The sequence below is a fragment of the Achromobacter sp. 1011791174 genome (genome assembly GCF_059760925.1).
Window position 1 is genome coordinate 1 of the sequence record NZ_JCBANH010000113.1, and the last position, 20,149, is coordinate 20,149.

At 66.4% G+C, this 20,149-nt stretch carries 16 protein-coding genes and 1 tRNA gene; 14 read left to right on the forward strand and 3 right to left on the reverse strand.

The annotated features are described in order from the left end of the window. Window positions 1–115: 115 nt before the first annotated feature. Entirely contained in the window at window positions 116–1,618 is a 1,503-nt protein-coding gene (gene amaB / locus AC6LJ5_RS26590; RefSeq protein WP_103275586.1) for an L-piperidine-6-carboxylate dehydrogenase, read from the reverse strand. Window positions 1,619–1,771: 153 nt separating this feature from the next. Here amaB and AC6LJ5_RS26595 point away from each other — a divergent pair, with 153 nt between their 5' ends. From AC6LJ5_RS26595 to AC6LJ5_RS26625, 7 genes are all read left to right on the forward strand, one after another. Further along, window positions 1,772–2,524 (forward strand): amino acid ABC transporter ATP-binding protein, encoded by a 753-nt coding sequence (locus AC6LJ5_RS26595; RefSeq protein WP_498142087.1) that lies wholly within the window; start codon window positions 1,772–1,774, stop codon window positions 2,522–2,524. A 129-nt stretch (window positions 2,525–2,653) separates the two neighbouring features. After that, window positions 2,654–3,445 carry an ABC transporter substrate-binding protein gene (locus AC6LJ5_RS26600; protein WP_103275584.1) on the forward strand — a complete coding sequence of 264 codons (792 nt, stop codon included), beginning with the start codon at window positions 2,654–2,656 and terminating at the stop codon, window positions 3,443–3,445. Between the two features lie 24 nt (window positions 3,446–3,469). Next, window positions 3,470–4,162: an amino acid ABC transporter permease gene (locus tag AC6LJ5_RS26605; protein WP_103275583.1), complete on the forward strand. Its 693-nt coding sequence runs from the start codon at window positions 3,470–3,472 to the stop codon at window positions 4,160–4,162. 2 nt (window positions 4,163–4,164) lie between these two features. Continuing rightward, window positions 4,165–4,854 (forward strand): amino acid ABC transporter permease, encoded by a 690-nt coding sequence (locus AC6LJ5_RS26610; protein ID WP_103276596.1) that lies wholly within the window; start codon window positions 4,165–4,167, stop codon window positions 4,852–4,854. A gap of 20 nt (window positions 4,855–4,874) precedes the next feature. Further along, a complete protein-coding gene (locus AC6LJ5_RS26615) occupies window positions 4,875–6,164 on the forward strand; it encodes an NAD(P)/FAD-dependent oxidoreductase (RefSeq protein ID WP_498142088.1) in 1,290 nt (429 codons plus the stop codon). 12 nt (window positions 6,165–6,176) lie between these two features. After that, a complete protein-coding gene (locus tag AC6LJ5_RS26620; protein WP_103275581.1) occupies window positions 6,177–6,761 on the forward strand; it encodes a helix-turn-helix domain-containing protein in 585 nt (194 codons plus the stop codon). A 177-nt stretch (window positions 6,762–6,938) separates the two neighbouring features. Further along, window positions 6,939–7,012: transfer RNA gene (locus tag AC6LJ5_RS26625), tRNA-Arg, on the forward strand. A 141-nt stretch (window positions 7,013–7,153) separates the two neighbouring features. On the opposite strand, the gene AC6LJ5_RS26630 is transcribed toward AC6LJ5_RS26625, so the two are convergent. Then, complete coding sequence (locus tag AC6LJ5_RS26630; protein ID WP_498142089.1) at window positions 7,154–7,825, reverse strand: TetR/AcrR family transcriptional regulator; 672 nt, start codon at window positions 7,823–7,825, stop codon at window positions 7,154–7,156. Between the two features lie 785 nt (window positions 7,826–8,610). Here AC6LJ5_RS26630 and AC6LJ5_RS26635 point away from each other — a divergent pair. The 7 genes from AC6LJ5_RS26635 (at window position 8,611) to AC6LJ5_RS26665 (ending at window position 17,292) form a co-directional block, all read left to right on the forward strand. Then, complete coding sequence (locus tag AC6LJ5_RS26635) at window positions 8,611–9,471, forward strand: phytanoyl-CoA dioxygenase family protein (RefSeq protein WP_103275579.1); 861 nt, start codon at window positions 8,611–8,613, stop codon at window positions 9,469–9,471. Between the two features lie 30 nt (window positions 9,472–9,501). Continuing rightward, a complete protein-coding gene (locus tag AC6LJ5_RS26640; RefSeq protein ID WP_103275578.1) occupies window positions 9,502–10,998 on the forward strand; it encodes a flavin-containing monooxygenase in 1,497 nt (498 codons plus the stop codon). 51 nt (window positions 10,999–11,049) lie between these two features. Next, window positions 11,050–11,988 (forward strand): alpha/beta hydrolase, encoded by a 939-nt coding sequence (locus tag AC6LJ5_RS26645; protein ID WP_103275577.1) that lies wholly within the window; start codon window positions 11,050–11,052, stop codon window positions 11,986–11,988. Continuing rightward, complete coding sequence (locus AC6LJ5_RS26650) at window positions 11,985–12,755, forward strand: hypothetical protein (RefSeq protein ID WP_233772516.1); 771 nt, start codon at window positions 11,985–11,987, stop codon at window positions 12,753–12,755. Before AC6LJ5_RS26645 ends, AC6LJ5_RS26650 begins: the two co-directional genes overlap by 4 nt. Before the next feature lie 46 nt (window positions 12,756–12,801). Then, window positions 12,802–14,139, forward strand: coding sequence for an aspartate aminotransferase family protein (locus AC6LJ5_RS26655; RefSeq protein WP_498142090.1), 1,338 nt, complete (start codon window positions 12,802–12,804; stop codon window positions 14,137–14,139). A gap of 34 nt (window positions 14,140–14,173) precedes the next feature. Further along, a complete protein-coding gene (locus tag AC6LJ5_RS26660) occupies window positions 14,174–15,814 on the forward strand; it encodes a choline dehydrogenase (RefSeq protein ID WP_498142091.1) in 1,641 nt (546 codons plus the stop codon). Between the two features lie 62 nt (window positions 15,815–15,876). Next, window positions 15,877–17,292 carry a gamma-aminobutyraldehyde dehydrogenase gene (locus AC6LJ5_RS26665; protein WP_498142093.1) on the forward strand — a complete coding sequence of 472 codons (1,416 nt, stop codon included), beginning with the start codon at window positions 15,877–15,879 and terminating at the stop codon, window positions 17,290–17,292. Between the two features lie 68 nt (window positions 17,293–17,360). Here AC6LJ5_RS26665 and AC6LJ5_RS26670 read toward each other — a convergent pair whose 3' ends face one another. Then, complete coding sequence (locus AC6LJ5_RS26670) at window positions 17,361–20,072, reverse strand: autotransporter family protein (protein ID WP_498142092.1); 2,712 nt, start codon at window positions 20,070–20,072, stop codon at window positions 17,361–17,363. Between the last annotated feature and the right edge of the window lie 77 nt (window positions 20,073–20,149).

Sequence of the window (20,149 nt, forward strand, 5' to 3'; positions counted from 1 at the left end):
GCCGCGGACCGGCAAAGCCGGCTCCGCGCGGCCCCGCAGCGTGATGCCTGCGTCATGTGTAAAAGACTATGGGCAAGTGCAACACGGCTTTCGTATCCCGTTCGGCGCGCCGTCCCTATTCGCCGAACTTGATGCCCTGGGCCAGCGGCAGCTGGCGCGAGTAGTTGATGGTGTTGGTGGCGCGGCGCATGTAGTTGCGCCACGCGTCCGAGCCCGATTCGCGGCCGCCGCCGGTTTCCTTCTCGCCGCCGAACGCGCCGCCGATCTCGGCGCCCGAGGTGCCGATGTTGACGTTGGCGATGCCGCAGTCCGAGCCCGAGGCCGACAGGAAGGTCTCGGCTTCGCGCAGGTCGTTGGTGAAGATGGCCGAGGACAGGCCTTGCGGCACGGCGTTGTTCAGCGCCAGGGCCTGGGCGAAGTCGGTGTAGCGGATCACGTAGAGGATGGGCGCGAAGGTCTCGTGGCAGACCACGTCGGTCTGGCCCGGCATCTCGGCGATGGCGGGGCGCACGTACCAGGCGTCGGGATACTGCTCGGCCAGCGCGCGCTCGCCGCCGGTGACCTTGCCGCCCTGTTCGACCGCGGCCTTGAGCGCCGACTGCATCGCGTCGTAGGAAGCGCGGTCGATCAGCGGGCCGACCAGCGTGCCGGCGTCCAGCGGATTGCCGATGGGGGCGCTGGCGTAGGCCTGGTGCAGGCGGCGCAGCAGTTCGTCGGCCACGCTGTCGTGCACGATCAGGCGGCGCGTGCTGGTGCAGCGCTGGCCGGCCGTGCCGATGGCGCCGAAGACGATGCCGCGCGCGGCCATGTCCAGGTCGGCGCTGGGGCCGACGATGATGGCGTTGTTGCCGCCCAGCTCCAGCAGCACGCGGCCGAAGCGCTGCGCCACGCGCGGGCCGACCTGGCGGCCCATGCGGGTCGAGCCGGTGGCCGACACCAGGGCGACGGCATGCGAATCGACCAGCGCCTCGCCGATCTCGCGGCCGCCAATCAGCACTTCGGAAAGTCCCGCCGGCGCATCGCCGAAGCGCTGCGCGGCCTGCGCGAACAGCGCCTGGCAGGCCAGCGCGGTCAAGGGCGTCTTTTCCGACGGCTTCCACACCACGGCATTGCCGCAGACCAGCGCCAGCGCGGCGTTCCAGGACCACACGGCCACCGGGAAGTTGAAGGCGCTGATCACGCCCACCACGCCCAGCGGATGCCAGGTCTCCATCATGCGATGGCCGGGACGCTCGGAGGCGATGGTCAGGCCGTACAGCTGGCGCGACAGGCCCACGGCGAAGTCGCAGATGTCGATCATTTCCTGCACTTCGCCTTCGCCCTCGGCCAGGATCTTGCCGGCCTCCAGGCTCACCAGCCGGCCCAGCTCGCGCTTGTGGCCGCGCAGGGTTTCGCCGAACAGGCGCAGCAGCTCGCCACGGCGCGGCGCCGGCACGTCGCGCCAGGCCAGGCTGGCCTGACGGGCGCGGGTGATGGCGGCATGCGCCTGGGCCACGCTGTGTTCGCGCACCCGCGCCAGCTCGGCGCCGTCGATGGGACTGCGCGCGGCCAGCGTGCCGCCGGTGAGCGCGGCCGGGTCGAGTCCGAGCGCGCGCAGGATGTCAGATGAAGTGTCCATGCCGGTTCCTTGGGTAGCGGTGCGGGGCAGGGTTATGCCTAAGTGGCGATTTCGGAAAAAAATTTACTATACGAAACTCAAGCTGTAAATGCGAAACCCCCCGGATGCCGGCGCGCTTGCGCCGCATCCCGCGTCACCCGATCGGGAGCATTGATGGCCGTTGAACCCCTGCTGCGAGTCCAGGCAGTCACCAAGACCTACCGGCGCGACGGGCAGCCCGCCCACCTGGCGCTGGCCGGCATCGACTGCGAGCTGCGCCGGGGCGAGGTCATGGTGGTGGTCGGCCCGTCCGGCTCGGGCAAGAGCACGCTGCTGCGCACGCTCAACGGCCTGGAGACCATCGACAGCGGCGCCATCACGGTGGACGGCGTGTCCCTGACCGATCCCGCCACCGACATCAATCGCTGGCGCACCGACGTGGGCATGGTGTTCCAGCACTTCAATCTGTTCCAGCATCGCAACGCGCTCGACAACGTGGCGCTGCCGCAGCGCGTGGTGCGCGGCCGCGACCGCGCCCAGGCCGAGCGCTACGCCCGCGAGCTGCTGGGCCGCGTCGGCATGGCCGACTACGGCGCCCGCTATCCCAGCCAGCTGTCCGGCGGCCAGCAGCAGCGCGTGGCGATCGCGCGCGCGCTGGCCATGGATCCCAAGCTCATGCTGTTCGACGAGGCCACGTCGGCGCTCGATCCCGAGACCGTGGGCGGCATCCTGGAGCTGATGCGCGCATTGGCGCGCGACGGCATGACCATGGCGGTGGTGACCCATGAAATGGGTTTCGCCCGCGACGTGGCCGACCGCGCCCTGTTCATGGACGCCGGCCGCGTGATCGAGGCCGGCACGCCGGCCGAGGTGTTCGGCAGTCCCCGGGAGGCTCGCACGCGGGCGTTCCTGGAGAAGATCCTGTAGCGGCGGCGCAAGGCCGATACAGTCGCCGCCAGCGAGCGGCATGCGCGCCGGCCCGGCGAAACCGGGCGCCGCCGGCGCGCGGATGGCAGGCCCGGAATGACGTCAGACCACACATTCAAGGGGTAGAGCATGTTCAAGATCAAGCAATGGCTGGGCACGGCCTGCGTGGCCTGGGCGGCGGCGTCGGCGGCGCTGCCGGCGCAGGCCGACGAGTTGGGCGACATCATCAAGCGCGGCGAGCTGCGGGTGGCGGTGCAGACCTCCGGACCGCTGATGAGCTTCATGGACAAGAACGGCAAGCGCACCGGCCTGGCGGTCGAGGTGGCCCAGCGCATGGCCGACGACCTGGGCGTGAAGCTGGTGCTGCAGGACTACGAGTGGAAGGGCCTGATCCCGGCGTTGCTGTCGGGCAAGGCCGACATGGTGGCGGCGGACATGACACCCACGCCGCAGCGCGCGGCCCAGGTGCTGTTCTCGGCGCCGATGTTCTACGCCGAGACGGTGGCCGTGGTGCCGAAGGATTCGCCCTACAAGCGCTACGCAGAGCTGGACAAGGCCGGCGTCACGGTCGGCGCGCTGGGCGCCAGCACCTACGCTGAAGTGGGCAAGAAGATGCTGCCCAAGGCCACGCTCAAGGAATTCTCCGGCGGCAGCGCGCCGGTCGGCCAGGCGTTGTCCAGCGGACGGCTGGACGCCGGCATCATGTCCATGTCGACCGCCAACCAGTTCCTGATGGACTTCGGCAACCTGCGCGTGCTGGATGGCATCATGGTGCGCGAGCCGCTGGCCTTCGCGGTGGCGCCCAACGCCTTTCGCCTGAAGTTCTGGCTCGACAACTGGCAGACGCTCAAGACCGCCGACAACACGCTGCCCGAGCAGGTGAAGTACTGGTACTCCACCGACTGGAAGAAAGAGCACTGAGGCCGTCCGCCAGGGGCAGCGCGCATGGATTGGTTGATCGACTACTACAACTGGCGCATCGTCAGCCAGTACGCGGGCCAGTTCGCCGCCGGCCTGGCCAACACGCTGATCGCGGCCGGCGCCAGCCTGGCGCTGTCCGTGCTGGCCGGCATCCCGCTGGCGCTGGCGCGCATGTCGCCGCGCGCGCCCTGCTGGCGGCCGGTGGCCGGCTATGTGCAGTTCGTGCGCGCCACGCCGCTGCTGGTGCAGATCTATCTGGTCTACTACGCGGTGCCCATGCTGATACCCGGCGCCAAGGGCTGGAGCGAGATGGCGCTGGGCATCATGGCGATGACGCTGCACCACGCGGCCTATATGAGCGAGATCATCCGCGTCGGCATCGAGTCGGTGCCGCGCGGCCAGGTCGAGGGCGCCAAGGCCTGCGGCATGAACTACGGCCAGCGCCTGCGCTACGTGGTGCTGCCGCAGGCCTTCGCCAACACGCTGCCGCCGCTGCTGGGCCAGACGGCGGTGCTGATCAAGGACACCTCGCTGCTGTCGCTGATCACCGTGTTCGAGCTGGTGGCCGCCGGCGTGCAGATGAACAGCGAGCGCATCGTGCCCAACGAGAGCTTCCTGACCATCGCCGCGGGCTATCTGCTGATCTACGGCGTCATGCTGCTGCTGTCGCGCGGCGTCAGCTTGTGGCTGGCCGGCCCGGCCTGGAACGCGAGGTGAGCATGCTGGAATCCTACCTTTCGACCGCCGGCGTGGTGCTGCCCTTCCTGCTCAAGGGCTTCTGGGAAACGCTGAAGATCTCGTTCTTCGCCATCATCGCCGGCTCGCTGCTGGGCTTCGTCATCGGCGTGGTTCGCAGCTACCGCATCCGCGGCCTGCACCAGCTGCTGGGGCTGTACATCCACGTGCTGCGCGGCACGCCGTTCCTGGTGCAGCTCTATATCTTCTATTTCGTGCTGCCCAGCTCCGGCATCGCCTGGCTGCACTGGGACTCGGCGACGGCGGCCTTCGTGTCGCTGTCGGTCTACACGTCCTGCTACGTGGCCGAGATCATCCGGGGCGCCATCGAGGCCGTGCCGCGCGGCCAGACCGAGGGCGCCATGACGCTGGGCCTGAAGCCCTTGCAGATCCTGCGGCTGGTGATCCTGCCGCAGGCGCTGCGGCTGATCGTGCAGCCCATGAGCGGTGTGTACGTCATGCTGATCAAGAGCACGGCCATTCTGTCCGTGGTCGGCATCACCGAGCTGACGCGCCAGGGCGAGGTCTTCATCATCACCTTCCCGGCCAAGTCGCTGTTCATCTACGCCATGATCGCGGCCATCTATTTCCTGTACTGCTATCCGCTGCTGCGCCTGGCCAACTGGCTGGAAAAGCGGCTGGCCGGCGGCCTGCAAGGCGCCAGCCTCAACTAGAACGGACGCCGCCGAGCACCATGCCCACCGAGTACGTCGACACCTACTACAAGCGCACGCTGTCCGACCCGCAAACCCGCTATCCGGCCCTGGCCGGCCCGGAAAGCGCCGAGGTCTGCGTGGTGGGCGGCGGCCTGGCCGGCCTGTCGGTCGCGCTGGAACTGGCCCGGCGCGGCCGGCAGGTCGTGCTGCTGGAAGGCAGCCGCATCGCCTGGGGCGCCTCGGGCCGCAACGGCGGCTCGGTCTCGCCCGCGTTCTCGGCCGGGGCCGACGCCATCCGCCGCCATGTGGACGAGGAACACTATCGCGCGCTCTACCGGCTGTCGATGGAGGGCGTGGAGATCATCCGCGCCAACATCCGCGACCTGGACATCCGCGATGCCCACAAGGTCGACGGCCGCCTGCGCGTGGTGCGCTACGACGCCGGCGACGCGCTGCAGCGCTGGTGCGAGGAACAGCAGCGGGTCTTCGAGCGCGAGGTGCGCGTGCTGTCGCGCGCCCAGCTGCGCGAGCGGCTGGTGACAGAGGCCTATTTCCAGGGCGTGGACGATCCCACGTCCTTCCATTTCCATCCGCTCAACTACGCACGCGCCCTGGCGCGAGAGTGCGCGCGGCTGGGCGTGCGCATCCACGAGGACTCGCCGGCGCAGCAGTTGGCGCTGGACGGCGCGGTCAAGCAGGTCGCCACCGCCGGCGGCCGGGTCGAGGCGCGCACCGTGGTGCTGGCCACGGGCGGCTACACCGGCGCGCTGCAACCCGCGCTGCGCCGGGCCATGTTGCCCATCGCCACCTACATCATGCTGACCGAGCCGCTGGGCGAACGCGTGCACGAAGCCATCCGCAGCGACGCCGCCATCGGCGACGACCGCCGCGCCGGCAACTACTACCGGGTGCTCGATGGCGGGCGCATCGGCTGGGGCAGTAGAATCACCACCCGGATCGACGACCCGCCCGACCTGGCCGAGACGCTGCGCCGCGAACTGCTGTCGGTTTACCCGCAATTGCAGGGCCTGCGCGTGGAAACCGCCTGGTCGGGACGCATGGCCTACGCGCGCCACCTGATGCCGCAGATCGGCCTGCTGGCGCCGGACGTCTGGTACTGCACGGCCTTTGGCGGGCATGGCATGAACACCGCCTCCATCGGCGGCCGCGTGGTGGCCGAGGGCATCACCGGCGACAGCCACCGCTATCAGCTGTTCCAGCCCTTCGGACTGGCCTGGAACGGCGGCGCGCTGGGCCGGGCGGCGGTCCAGCTCACATATTGGTCTTATCAAGCGCGCGACTGGTGGCGGGAGCGCCGGTCGCGCTGACAGGGTGTACAGATGCAAGGCAACAAACAGAGCGTGTTGGCACAACGGCTGCGAGCCCTGCGCCAGGCGCGGGACTGGACGCTGAAGCAGGCGGCGGCGGCCACCGGCGTGTCCGCGTCCGCTCTGTCCAAGATCGAGAACGGCCTGCTGTCGCCCACCTATGACAACCTGATCAAGATCGCCGCCGGCCTGGATCTGGACGTGGCCGAGCTGTTCACCCCGTCCGACGCCCACATGGGCACCGGCCGCCGCAGCCTGGGCCGACAGGGGGAAGGGCGCCAGTACGAAACCCCGTACTACGACCACCGCCTGCTATGCACCGCGCTGTCGCACAAGCGCATGATGCCCTTCCACACCCGGGTCAAAGCGCGCTCGTTCGAGGAATTCCAGGATTGGAGCCGCCACCATGGCGAGGAATTCGTCTACGTGCTGAGCGGCGAGGTCGAGCTGTACACCGAGTTCTACGAGCCGGCCCGGCTGCGCGCGGGCGAAAGCTTCTACATCGACAGCCGCATGGGACACCGCGTCATCAGCGTCAGCAAGGAAGACGCGCTGGTGCTGTGGGTGTCCACGCACACGGACCTGGGCGAGGAATAGCAGGGCCTTCCGGTCTTTTTCCCTTGCTTCGCGCAACAAGGTAAAATGCGCCCGCCCGGAGCCTTTCCGGGCAATCAAACCCATCGCGCGGCGGCAGTTTGGCCGCAACGTGACCGCAACTTGGTCGCATAGGGCGCGGATCTTCCCGGCGCGTGGTCGGGAGGGGCGGGTTTCAGGGCGACGTTAGCTCAGTTGGATAGAGCAATTGCCTTCTAAGCAATAGGTCAGAGGTTCGAATCCTCTACGTCGCGCATTTCCCTGCTTCTTCCTTTCTCTCCCCTGCAATCTCGGTCTTTGCGCAAGCCCCGGCAGACCATGGGCTTGCGCGACGCGGGCGTTGGCGCCACGCAGTGCAGGCACGTCCATTGCGCATCGCCGGTCTGACGCCGGCATCAAGCGCGTTTTCCGGCCTCTTCATCAGACGGTTCCACAAGGGCAAGACATGCGGTTTTCAGGCGTATGCCAAGAAGGCCCAGGGCGGGGGCGTCCTGGCTGCCCCAGTGGGCCATCACGATGGCGCCTTCGGTCAGGCAGGAGATCAACGTGGCGGTGGTGTGGGCTTCGGTTTGCGTCAGGTTCGGGTTGATCCTGCGCAGGATGAGGATCAACGCCTGGATGTATTCGGTGTAGATCCGCTTGATCGAGTCCGCGACGACGGGACGGTGGCGGCCCATTGCCCACACTTCCAGGTAGAGGTTTCGCACGTTGACGTTACGGACAAACGTCCAGGCGTCGTCGAGGAAGACCTTCAGGTCATCGGTCGGGGACTCGTACTGGCCTTGCGCTAGTTGTCTGGAATAGCGCATGAACTCCTCGGTCGAGGAGTCGATCGTTGCAAGAATGAGCGACTCCAGATCGCCGAAATGATGCTGCACGGTGCTGAGCCGCACGCCGGCGGCGGCGGCCACTTTGCGCAGCGAAAATTCTGCATAGCCTTGCGCCAGCACCTCTTTCGACGCTTTCAGGATGGCCGCGCGCTTGCGCTCGGACTGCTCGGCTCGCACGCTCTGCGCGCTTGTCCTGGCGGCGGCGGACGACGTGTTTTCGCTTTGGTGTTTGGTCATGGCACGGATGGAAGTCTGTCGGATCCCTGGTGATTCTGGCGGCATGCAATCAGTGAATCCGGTGGACCGTCCCGGGTTTCGCAAAGAGCGAGGATGGCGCCATGAGGCTGTCAACCAAGTTCTCGCCCGAGGCGAGTGAGCCCTCGGCTGGGGCAGGCGGCGCGAGGGGAGTACGCATCGTGGCGGGCGGCCATCGAATCCATCGCGCCCCAGACCGAGGGAGCCCAGGCCCGATGCGCTCCAGCTGCTCCCCAGCGACCGCGATCCCTTTGTGGATGAAAGGGGCTTGCGGGGTCGGCATGACGGGCGACTGACGCGCGCGTGGAATGAGGAAGCGCTGACGATGTCGGAAATTCGTATCGTAACAGGCGCATTTCTTCGCCGGGCCGCCCGCCGCGCCAGTCGCAAGGGACGAATACATCGGCCTGGAGCGGTCATCGCGTCACGCCCATGAGCGATCAGGCTGGCCATCGGCGTGGCGACCTCGCGTTTCCCGTTGCGGGAACGGTCGGCTCAGCCCTGCGGCGCCATGTAGACGTCTTGGATGATTGAAGGTCAATTGACCAATTAAATAACGGGCGATTTCTTATGGCGATGCCGGGAATTTTTTTCCGGATCTTGATCGAAGAATATGTTTAAAACAGCTGAATAAACGCGAAATTCTATCTCCGGAGGACGGGTTTTCCCGACCTTGACGGTATGGCTTGGCATATTTCATGATGCATTCAGTTGGTCATTTGACCAACAAAATAAGTCAACGCTATCCGACACAAAGGAGATGCTTCATGACCCGGCCCACCAGCGCTTTGCGCACCGTCACGACCTCGACGCCCATCGCGGAGATCCTCCAAATCCTCAAGCAAGACGGCGGCGTCATCATCAAGAACTTCCTCGCCAAGGCACAGATCGACAGCTTCAACGCCGAAATCCAGGGGCCGATGGACGCCCTCGCGCCGGGATCGACGCACGAAATCGAGTTGATTGCCGAATTCCACGGCGCAAACACCAAGCGTCTGACAAATCTGGTCACGTACAGCAAGACCTTCCGCGAGGAAATCCTCGACTGTGATCTGGTGCATGACCTGCTCGACGCGATCTTCCTTGAGGAATCCGGTTCGTACTGGATGACCACCGCGCAGGTGATTGAAATCGGCCCCGGCAACAAGGCGCAGATGCTGCACCGCGACCTGGAGAACTGGTATCCGTTCATCGGCATGGGACCCAAGGGGCCCGAGGCCGCCCTGAATTTCATGATCGCCTTCACCGACTACACCGAAGAGAACGGCGCCACCCGGATCATCCCCGGCAGCAACCACTGGGAGGATTTCGAGGATCGCGGCACGCCGGAGCAGACCATCGCCGCCAGGATGAAGGCTGGAGATGTGCTCCTGTACAGCGGCAAGACCGCTCATGGCGGCGGCGCCAACCTGACCACGGACCAGTACCGCCGAGGCGTGGCCTTCGCCTTCAACCCCGGCTTTCTCACCGGCGAAGAGGCCTACCCCTTCCTGGTCAGCATGGACATCGTTCGACAGCTTTCGCCGCGCGTCCAGCGCCTGCTCGGATTCCGCTCGCAGTACCCCATCGGTTCGCCCGGCCTCTGGCAGGTCAACTACAGCGAACTGGGCGACTACCTCAAGCTCTGATTTCCAATTGCAGGCAACCTGGAGAGAACCGTGATCAAGCAACCTCAGGCCGCGCTCGTGAACGGCCAGCATCTTGACTTTATCGTTGTGGGCGCCGGCATTTCGGGTCTTGGCGCCACATACAACACGCACAAGCGATTTCCCGATCACTCATTCGCCGTGCTCGAAGCGATGGACGGCTTCGGGGGCACCTGGTGGACGCATCGCTACCCCGGCGCGCGTTCGGACAGCGATTGCTACACCTACGGCTACAGCTTCAAGCCTTGGGAAACCGGCCGCGCCATCGGCACGGCCGACGAGATCCGCGCCTACCTGGGGGAGCTGATCGAGGAAAACGATCTGGCGCGACATATCCATTACGGGCACAAGATCACGGCCGCCCGGTGGTCGTCCCGGGACAGGCGCTGGACGCTGGAGGTCACGCGCACGCATTCGGGCGAGACGCTGACGCTGACGACGGGTTTTCTCTGGATGTGCTCGGGCTACTACGATCACGCCAAGGGCTATACGCCCGAGTGGCCTGGCATGCGTGATTTCAAGGGGCAGTGGGTGCATCCGCAGCACTGGCCGCAAGAACTCGACTGCACGGGCAAGCGCGTGGTCGTCATCGGCTCGGGCGCCACGGCCGCCACCTTGATCCCGTCCTTGGCGGACGCCGTGGCGCACGTGACCATGCTGCAGCGTTCGCCCACGTTTTTCGCGGCGGATTCTCCCATCCATCCGCTGGAGACCCAGCTGCGCGAACTGGGCGTGCGCCCCGACTGGGTGCACGAGATCATGCGGCGCGCCTTCGTCGCCAAGGTGGACGGCGAAGTTCGCATGTCCTTCGAACATCCCGAGGAAATGCGCGCGTGGATCGTCGAGCAGGCGCGCGCGCTCCTGCCCGAGGGCTTCGACGTGGAGAAGCATTTCAACCCGAGCTATCGCCCATGGCAGCAACGCATCGCGCTGGTTCCCGACGGCGACCTGTTCGCCGCCATCCGCTCCGGCAAGGCGTCAGTGGTCACCGACGGCATCGAGCGCTTCGACGCCACGGGCGTCCGGTTGGTCAGCGGCGCGCATCTTGACGCCGACATCATCGTCACCGCGACGGGTTTCAACATGCGGATATTCGGCGGCGTGCCATTTTTCGTTGATGGCGAATCGGTGGACTTCGCCAAGCGCGTCAGCTATCGCGGCATGATGATCGAAGGCGTTCCCAACATGGCCTACGTCATGGGCTACTTCCGCTCAAGCTGGACGCTGCGCGCGGATCTGGTCACCGATCTGGCGTGCCGCATCGTCGAGCACATGGCGCAGGCGGGCCACGACATGGTGGTTCCCACCGTGCCTGTCGCGGACGCAGACATGCCGCGCCTGCCCTGGATCGATCCGGAGAACGTCAACTCGGGCTACATCATGCGGGCGCTGCACCTGCTGCCCCGCCAGGGCGATCGTCATCCCTGGAAGCAAGGCCTGGAGTACGAAGAGGAGCGGGTCTCGTTCCCCGCGGCACGGCCCGACGAAGCGGCCCTGGCGTACCGCTGAGCACCCGGCGCGCTGGCGACCCCCTCATCCCTGAACAAAGGAAGTCATTCCATGTCTCTCGATCCCCATATAGCCGGCGCCATGCAGCTGCTGGCCGAGGCCGGTGCGAAGCCGCTGCACGAAGGCACGCCGGAGGAAGGCCGGGCCTTCTATCTGGCAACGACGGCCGGCGCGCTGACGCCCGAGCAGGTCGTACCCGTGGCCCGCGTGCGGGACACGACCGTCGGCGGCGCCGCCGGGCCATTGAAGGCCCGCGTGTACTGGCCCGAAGGCGACGGGCCGTTTCCGACCGTGGCCTACTTCCACGGCGGCGGATTCGTCATTGGCGACCTGGACACGCACGACAACATCTGCCGCGAGATCTGTCGCGGCGCGATGGCCGTGGTGGTGGCGGTGGACTACCGGCTGGCGCCCGAGCATGCATTTCCCGCCGGCGTTGAAGATGCCGTCGCGGCCACGAAGTGGATCGTGGCGCATGCGCACGAGCTGGGCGGAAACCACAATGTCGGCGTCGCCGGCGACAGCGCGGGCGGCAATTTCTCGGCCGTCGTCGCGCAGCGGTTGCGCGATGAAGGTATCGCGCTGACCGCGCAGTTCCTCATCTATCCCGCCGTGGATCATGTGACGGCGCAGTACCCCAGCGTCGTGGAGAACGGCGAGGGATACCTGCTCGATGTGGCCACCATCAACTGGTTCTACCGCCATTACGCGGGCGCCTATCTGGACCCGACGGATCCGCGCCTGGCGCCGCTGCGGGCCAAGGATCTGAGCCGGCTGGCGCCGGCGCTGGTGATGACGGCGCAATTCGATCCGTTGCGCGACTCGGGCGCTGCCTACGCCTCGGCCATGAACGCGGCCGGCAGCCCGGCGGAGCATATGCCAGGTCCGGGAATGATCCATGGCTTCTTCGAAATGGGACCGTGGTCGCCCGGCGCGCAACAGCTGATGCGGCGCGGCATCAAGCGATTCGGCGCCATGCTGCACGAATGAGTCCGGGGCCGGCACGCCGCTGCCGGCTCGGGATCAATCAGCTCGACTCTCACCGAGGCCCCTTCATCATGAATGCGATTTTCCTTTTGCTGGCCGATGTCCTGCTGATTCTTGCCGGGGTCATCTATGGCGTGAAGTTCCTCAGGAAGCGCAATTATCTGTGCGGGATTGAATGGTTCATCATGGCCCTTTCGGGCTCTCATTTCCTGCTGTGGGCGCTCTTCGGGTGGGAGTCCGGCTACAGCGTCGCGCATTTCTTCGATGCGTTCTCGCGGTCCTTCGGCTTTCCGGTGGTCGCGGTCGCCGGCATGATGGCGGTGACCCACAACTACCAGCCGTCGCGCCTCGCGGATGTCCTCTATTTCCTGCTCGGCTTCGCGGGCGCCGCCGCGCTGGTGGCGGCCGACCATGCGCCGGCGTTGGCGGTCTACAAACCGCCGTTCTACCTGCTGATGGGCCTGGTCTTCCTGGTCTTTCTGGCGTACTTCGCCTGGCGGCTGCAGAAGGCGGGCGAGACGCTGCATGCGATGGGCACGGCTGTCGTGGCGCTGAGCGGCCTGGCCATCGCCGTCTTGTACGACTATGTCCCGTTGCCCGGCGATGACGCGGACCGCACGCTGTTCTACACCGCGGCCTTGTTCACCTGGACGTTCATGATGGCCGAGCTGTACTACGGCTACAGCGCGCTGGAACGCGCCACGCAGCCGCGGTTCGGCGTCTATTCCAGCGAGCCGATCGCCAATACCCGTGTGCGCCGTCACGCCTGACGGCGCGCGACGTCCTCATCGTTCTTCAACCCTTTGGAGTGCAATCATGGCTCAATGGCCAGACCTGGCTTCCCGTTCCCGGGACCTGTATGAACGCGGCTTGAAGGTGCTGCCCGGCGGTATCACGCGCACATTGCCATGGCAGGAGCCGTTCCCGGTCTACGCCTCGCATGGCCAAGGGGCTTACGTGGTCGATGTGGACGGCACGCGCCGCCTTGACCTGTTGAACAACTTCGCCTCGCTGATCCACGGCCACGCGCATCCGGGCGTCGTGCAGGCCGTTCGGCGCCAGGTCGGCAATGGAACCGCCTTTACGCTTCCCACGGAGCAGGAGGTCGCGCTGGCGGAAACGATATGCGCGAGGGCCGAGAGCTTCGAACAGGTGCGATTCTGCAACTCTGGCTCGGAAGCCGTCATGAGCGCGATCAAAGCCGCCCGCGCGATCACGGGCCGATCCAAGATCGTCAAGGCGGAAGGCGTTTACCACGGCGCTTATGACTACGCCGAGGTCAGCCTGGATTCTTCCCCGTCGAACTGGGGCGAGGATCCGAACTCGATCGGCTATTCGAAAGGGGTGCCCAAAGGGGTGACGGACGACGTGGTGGTCATCCCCTTCAACGACGTTGAAGCCGCCGAGCGGATCATCCGGGCGAATGCCGAGGACATCGCGGCCGTCCTGCTCGACGCGGTGCCCAGCTATCTGGGGTTCGTGCAGGCGACCCAGCGCTTCACCAACATGATTGAACGCGTGACTCGCGAGATCGGGGCGCTTTTCATCCTGGATGAAGTCATCTCGTTCAGGTGTCACACCGGCGGCGTCCAGACGCTGCTGGGCATCCAGCCGGATCTGACTACCCTGGGCAAGATCATCGGCGGCGGCTTTCCCGTCGGCGCGGTGGCGGGGCGGCGCGAGTTCATGCGGATCTACGACCATCGCCAGGGCAAGCCCGGCTTGCCGTGGAGCGGCACCTTCACGGCCAATCCGGTCACGATGACCGCGGGCAAGGTCACGCTGGATCTGCTTGACGACGCCGCGATTGATCGCATGACGCAGCTCAATTCCCGGCTGATGGCGGCGCTGAACCAGGCGTTCGCGCGGTCCGGCTTTCCAGGACAGGTCACCGGCTTCGGGTCCAGCTTCATGGTGTTCGGCCATGGCCGCAAAGTGACCGACTACCGCTCGGGCTATTCCACCCCCGAGGAAACCAGGCGCGTTGTCGCGCTTCAGCGCGCCTTGACCTTGGCGGGCTTCCATATCGCCCGCACCGGCAAGGCATTCCTGTCGACCCCGATGACCGACGAGGACATCGATAGCTTCATCGACGCCGTCAACCGCATCGTCGATGCGCGGCTCGAGCCGATGAGCGCGGGTCTGGTGTCATGACTTTCCCCCATAACCTGCGAGCGAGGGCAGCACTGTGACGGACTACATCATTGTCGGCGGCGGGTCCGCGGGTTGTGTCCTGGCGAATCGACTATCCGCGAATCCGGCCGTCGACGTCACGCTGATCGAGGCCGGCGGCTGGGACCGCAGCCCCTTCATCGGCATGCCGGCCGGCTATTTCCAATTGATGAAAACCGGGCAGATCGACTGGGGCTACCACACCGAGCCCCAGGAGCACCTGGCCGGCAGACGGCTGTTCTGGCCACGGGCGAAGGTCCTGGGCGGATGCAGCTGTGTCAACGGCATGATCTACATCCGAGGCAGCGCCACGGACTACGATCATTGGGCGGCGTTGGGAAACAGCGGTTGGTCCTTCCGGGATTGCCTGCCTTATTTTCTTCGCGCCGAGAACTGGAACGGACCGCGCAGTCCGATCCATGGGCACGATGGACCGTTGCACACGAGCCGCTACGGTGTTCATCACCCCTTGTCGAAGGCGTTCGTCGAGGCTGGCATACAGGCCGGATACCCGTACCGGGATGACTTCAATGGCGGCGAGCAGGAGGGATTCGGTCCCTGCGACAGCACGATCAAGGCCGTCGAAGACAAGGGAATCCGCGCGAGCACGGCTTTCGCTTACCTGCATCCGGTGAAGGAGCGGAAGAACCTCAGGATCATCACCAAGGCCTTGGCCACGCGCGTCATCGTCGAGCGCGGCCGCGCGGTCGGCGTCGAGTTCCTTCGCCGTGGCCGCAAGGAAGTGCTCCGCGCGCATCAGGAGGTGCTGCTGTCGGGCGGCGCGATCAACTCGCCGCAGCTGCTTCAGTTGTCCGGCATTGGCGATCCGGCGCATCTGCGCTCGCTGGGCATCGAGGTCACGGCGGCGCTGCCGGGCGTGGGCCAGAACCTGCACGATCACCTGTCCGTGGGCGTGCAATGCCGCTCGACGCTGCCGAACTCGCTCCTGACCTACATCCGTCCCGTTCGCGCCGCCGCTGCCCTGGCGCGCTATATGTGGGACAAGGGAGGCCCGGGCGCGTATCACGGCGTGGAAGCGCTGGCCTTCGTCAAAAGCCAGCCCGATCTGATCGCCCCGGACATCCAGTACCACTTCGAGATGATCATGTACCGCGAAAACGGTCGGGTCGTCATTCCCGAGCACGGCTTCACGCCGCTGTTCAATATTTCGCGCCCCAAGAGTCGGGGCTGGTTGAAGATCCAGTCGGCGGATCCCACGCAGCACCCGCGCATTCAGCCAAACTATTTCTCGGATCCGGATGACATCCGTGTGTATCGCGAGGGGATACGCATAGGCCGGGAAGTCCTGGCGCAAAAGGCGTTCGACCCCTATCGAGGCGTGGAGTATGCCCCCGGCCCGCAGGCCACGACCGATGCCCAGATCGACCAGTACCTGAGGGAGAACGTCGAATCCGTCTACCACCCGGTGGGGACTTGCAAGATGGGCAGCGACGAGATGGCCGTCGTGGACGACCGGCTGCGTGTGTGGGGCGTGAGCGGCCTGCGCGTCATCGACGCCTCCATCATGCCGACCATCGTGAGTGGCAATACCAATGCGCCCACGATCATGATCGCCGAGAAGGCGGCGGATTTCATTCTTGCCGCGGGCGTCCGGGGCGCCGGGGCCGTGGACGCGGTGGCCGCCGTTCCGGCCTGATGGCCCATGGCCCGTCCGCAAGCTAATTTCGTAAACAGGAGAGTCGCGTGTTTGACCATGAACTGCTGATCGGTTCCGCCTTTGTCGCGGGCGCGGAAACCAAAGAGAAGATCCTGAATCCGAAGACCGGGGCGCTGCTGACTGAATTGGCCGAAGCCTCGGTCGAGCAGGTCGACGCAGCGGTCGAAGCGGCGTCGAAGGCCTTCGAGGCCTGGGCGCGGACCACGCCCGCCGAGCGCTCGCGCCTGCTGTTGAAGCTGGCCGACGCCATCGAGAGCGCGGGCGAGGACTTCGCGACGCTCGAGGCGCTCAACTGCGGCAAGCCGCGTATCCGCGTGCTGGAGGACGAGATCCCGGCGATCGCCGATTGCTTCCGCTTTTTCGCCGGCGCCGCGAGAACGATGCACGGCGCTGCGTCCGGCGAGTATGTCGCCAACCACACGTCGATGATCCGTCGCGATCCGATCGGCGTCGTCGCGTCCATCGCGCCGTGGAACTACCCCCTGATGATGGCGGCCTGGAAACTGGCCCCCGCGCTTGCCGGCGGCAATACCGTCGTGATCAAGCCATCGGAGCAGACGCCGCTGACCTTGCTGAAACTGGCGAAGATCATCGCGGGCATCTTTCCCGCCGGGGTCGTCAACGTGGTCACGGGGCGCGGCGCGAGCGTGGGCAACGCGCTGATCCATCATCCGAAGGTGGCGATGGTCTCGCTCACCGGCGATATCGGCACGGGCAAGAAGGTGCTGCAGGCCGCGTCCGGGATCGTCAAGCGAACCCATCTTGAGCTGGGCGGCAAGGCGCCGGTCATCGTCTTCGACGACGCCGACCTGGCCAGCGTCGTGGAAGGCGTCAAGGTCTACGGCTACTACAACGCCGGGCAGGACTGCACCGCCGCCTGCCGCATCTATGCCGGCAGGAAGATCTATGACAAGCTTGTTGCCGACCTTTCGGACGCGGTCAAGCGCCTCAAGTTCAATCAGCCCAACGATGACGACAATGACCTGGGACCGCTGATCTCGGCCAGGCAGCAGTCCCGCGTCGAGTCCTTTGTCCGGCGGGCCGCTGAAAACAGGCACATCGAGATCACGGCGGGCGGTCGCGCGGGAGACGGCGGCGGCTTTTTCTACGAGCCAACCGTGGTGGCCGGCGCGCTGCAAGGCGACGAAATCGTCCAGCATGAAGTCTTCGGGCCCGTCGTTTCGGTGACGCGGTTCGACGACGCCGACGAGGCGGTGCGCTGGGCCAACGACTCCGAATACGGTCTGGCCTCATCGGTCTGGACCCGCGACATTTCGCGCGGCATGGCGACGGCCGCCCGGTTGCAATACGGCTGCACCTGGGTCAATACGCACTTCATGTTGACCAGCGAAATGCCGCACGGCGGCCTGAAGTCCTCGGGCTACGGCAAGGATCTTTCCATGTACGCCCTGGAGGACTACACCGTCGCGCGGCACGTCATGGTCAGGATGGGATGAGAGCCGGAACAACCGCCGCCTGAGCGTCGCCCGGGGCGGCGGCGGTCGTCGTCACCGGCCCGCCGCCGCTAGAACATCATCCGGAATCCGGCGGTCGCGGTGACGACATGGCTGCCGGAGAAATCGGCATCCGCGTCGATCTGGCCGTAGAGGGCATAGCGTCCGCCCCAGCCGTAATTCACGCCCAGGCCCAGGCCGCCCCAGGTGCGCGCCATCCGGCTGGCCACCGGCACATTGGCCACGCGCACGCGCGTCCCGTCCAGGAATTCATGCTTGACGTTGGCCACGCCATAGACGCTGGCTTCCCGGTGCACGCCGCCCGACTGCCAGTCGCGCTTGTAGTCCAGCGCGATGCCGACGCGGCCCTGCAGGCTGTCGCCCTTGTCGCTTTCGATGCGCGCGTCGAATCGGTCGTTGAAGCTGCCGAAGCGGGTCGACAGGTACGTCAGCTGCGCCTGCGGGATTAGGGCGAGTCCTTGCCTCAGGTCCCAGGCCTTGCCCGCCTCGATGCCCAGCCCGTAGCCGTGCGCCTTCGCGCCATTCCTGAGCTTGCCCGCCGAGCGTGATTTCAGGTCGCTGTCGAACCAGTTCGCCTGCGCCTGGACGTCGACATAGACGCCGTTCGCGCCATACCAGGTCAGCGTGGGCGTCAGGCCGTAGACGGTGGTGTCGACGTTGCCTTTGCCATAGGCCGACGACAAACGCGTGTCGGCCTTGCCATAGTGAAACGCCAGGCCGCCCACCAGGCGGGAGCCGTCGCGCTCGCCGTTCAGGATGCGATCGACGCCGAATTGCGCCTTCCAGCTGTCGATGTCCTGGCGCGCGCCGGTCGTGGATGTCGCGGGGTCGTATCGGCTCGCCGTTCCTTCCACCCGGCTCCATACGCCGTTGCGGCCGACGTCCGCCGGGTCATAGAGGCGATTGCCGACCCGTTGGCGCAGGGTCGGCAGCTTGCTCAGCTGCAGCAGCGTGTTGGCGTAGGCTTCATAGACCGGCACGCCGGGCTGATAGCGCAAGGGCGGCTGTGCGCCCGGGTTGCCGCCTCCGGGCTGGGGCGTGCCGGGATCGGTCAGGGACGATCTCAGATACCAGCCGCCGTCGGCCGGATCCTGTTGCAGCACATAGCCGTAGGCGCCGGCCACCAGGGCCGGACGCCCGTCGATGACGTAATCGCCGTTGGCCAGGTTGAACTGGCCCGCCGAGAGGCCATTGACCTGCACGATCTGTATGCCCCGCTGGGTCGCCGCGCCCGCGCCGCCGATGTTCTTCACCGTGACCGGCGTCGCGCCGGCGGTCGCGCCGGTGATCACCAGCTTGTCGGTCGGCGAGTTGTCGGCGCCAAGCCGCGTGCGGACTTCCAGGCCGCCGCCCTGGCCGGCATAGTCGCCGGCGATCGTCAGCGTGCCGAAGCCGCTGCGCGGTCCCGGCGCGATGACGCCCTGGTTGGTCGTCGCGCCGACGCGTCCCGTTCCGGTCAGCCGCGCGCCCGCCAGTACATTCACGGGTCCGCCCAGGATGCCGTCCACCTGCAGCGTGCCCGCGCGGATGGCGGTGTTCCCCGTGAATGCCGCGCTGTTGCCCGACAGCGTCAGCGTGCCGGCGCCCAGCTTGTTGAAGCTGGACGCGCCCGAGAAGGCGGTGCCCATGACCACGTCGTAGGTATTCGTGTCGAACCAGGCGCCGTTGGCGCCGATCGCCTGCGTGGCGAAGCCGTTCAGGAAGTCGTTCTGGTCGCGAATGGCGCGCAGGATGCCGCCATTCCAGTCGAAGGACGTGGTGCCAGCCCCCTTGACGACGGAGCCGGTCTCCAGCGCGCCACGACCGCCGGCATCGCCGAGCAGGTGCAACGTGCCGGTGGAGCCGCCGGCGACGGCGATCCAGGTATCGGCGGCGGCGCCCGCGATCCCGCCCTTGTCGATGGTCAGCGTGCCCGTGCCCGCCGAGCCGATCTCGATGCGGTCGCTCGCCTTCAGGGTCGAGGCGTTGGCCGTCGTACTGGACACGTTGACCGTGCCCACGCCGCCCGGCTGGAGCCCGATATAGATCGACGCGGCGGAAGTCGGCCCGCTCGGCCCCTGGGTGTGGACGGCGGCGCCGTCCTGGACCTGCAGCTCGCCGGTTCCTTCAAAACCGACATAGATGTTGTTCAGCGGATCCCAGACCGATCGGGCGCCCGTCACGGTAACGCGCCCGTTGCCGCCGGGTTGCCAGCCAATGATGCCCTGGCCGCTGTGCACCGCGCCGCCATCGTCGATCCGCAGCGTGCCGCTGCCGGCGGTGCCGATCTGGAACGAGTTGATCGTCGAAAGCTCCCAGACGGATCCGACGCCCGACACGGTAACGGTGCCAACGCTGCCGCTATCGCGGCCGATGATGCCCGCATCGCTGCGTGCCTGGCCGCCGGCCTGCACCTTGAGCGTGCCTTGGCTGCCCGATTCGACCCCGACGGACACCAGGCCGGTGCTGGTCCAGGTCGATGCCGCGCCGGCGCCGTCCCGGCCCGATACCGTCAGGGTGCCGATGGCGCCATTGAGATTGCCGATGGTGGCCAGATCGTTGGACACCGTGGCGCCGGCGTCGATCGTCAAGGCACCCGTGGCCGTGTCGCCGACGGTCAGGTCGCCGCCGACCGTCCAGTTGGGCGTCTGGACCGACCCGGGCTGCACATCGCCGGTGCCGGAGACCAATTGGGCGTTGGCGGAATGCGCGAAGCCTGCCGCGCATGAGATGAAGACTGCCCGCAGCAGCCACTTCGCATGCTGGCGATTACGCTCGACCATGGCGACCCCTCCCCGAATGGATGCGATGTACTTTCGGGCTGCTACGGCAGGCGGCGCGCCTTTCTTAATAGGAGATT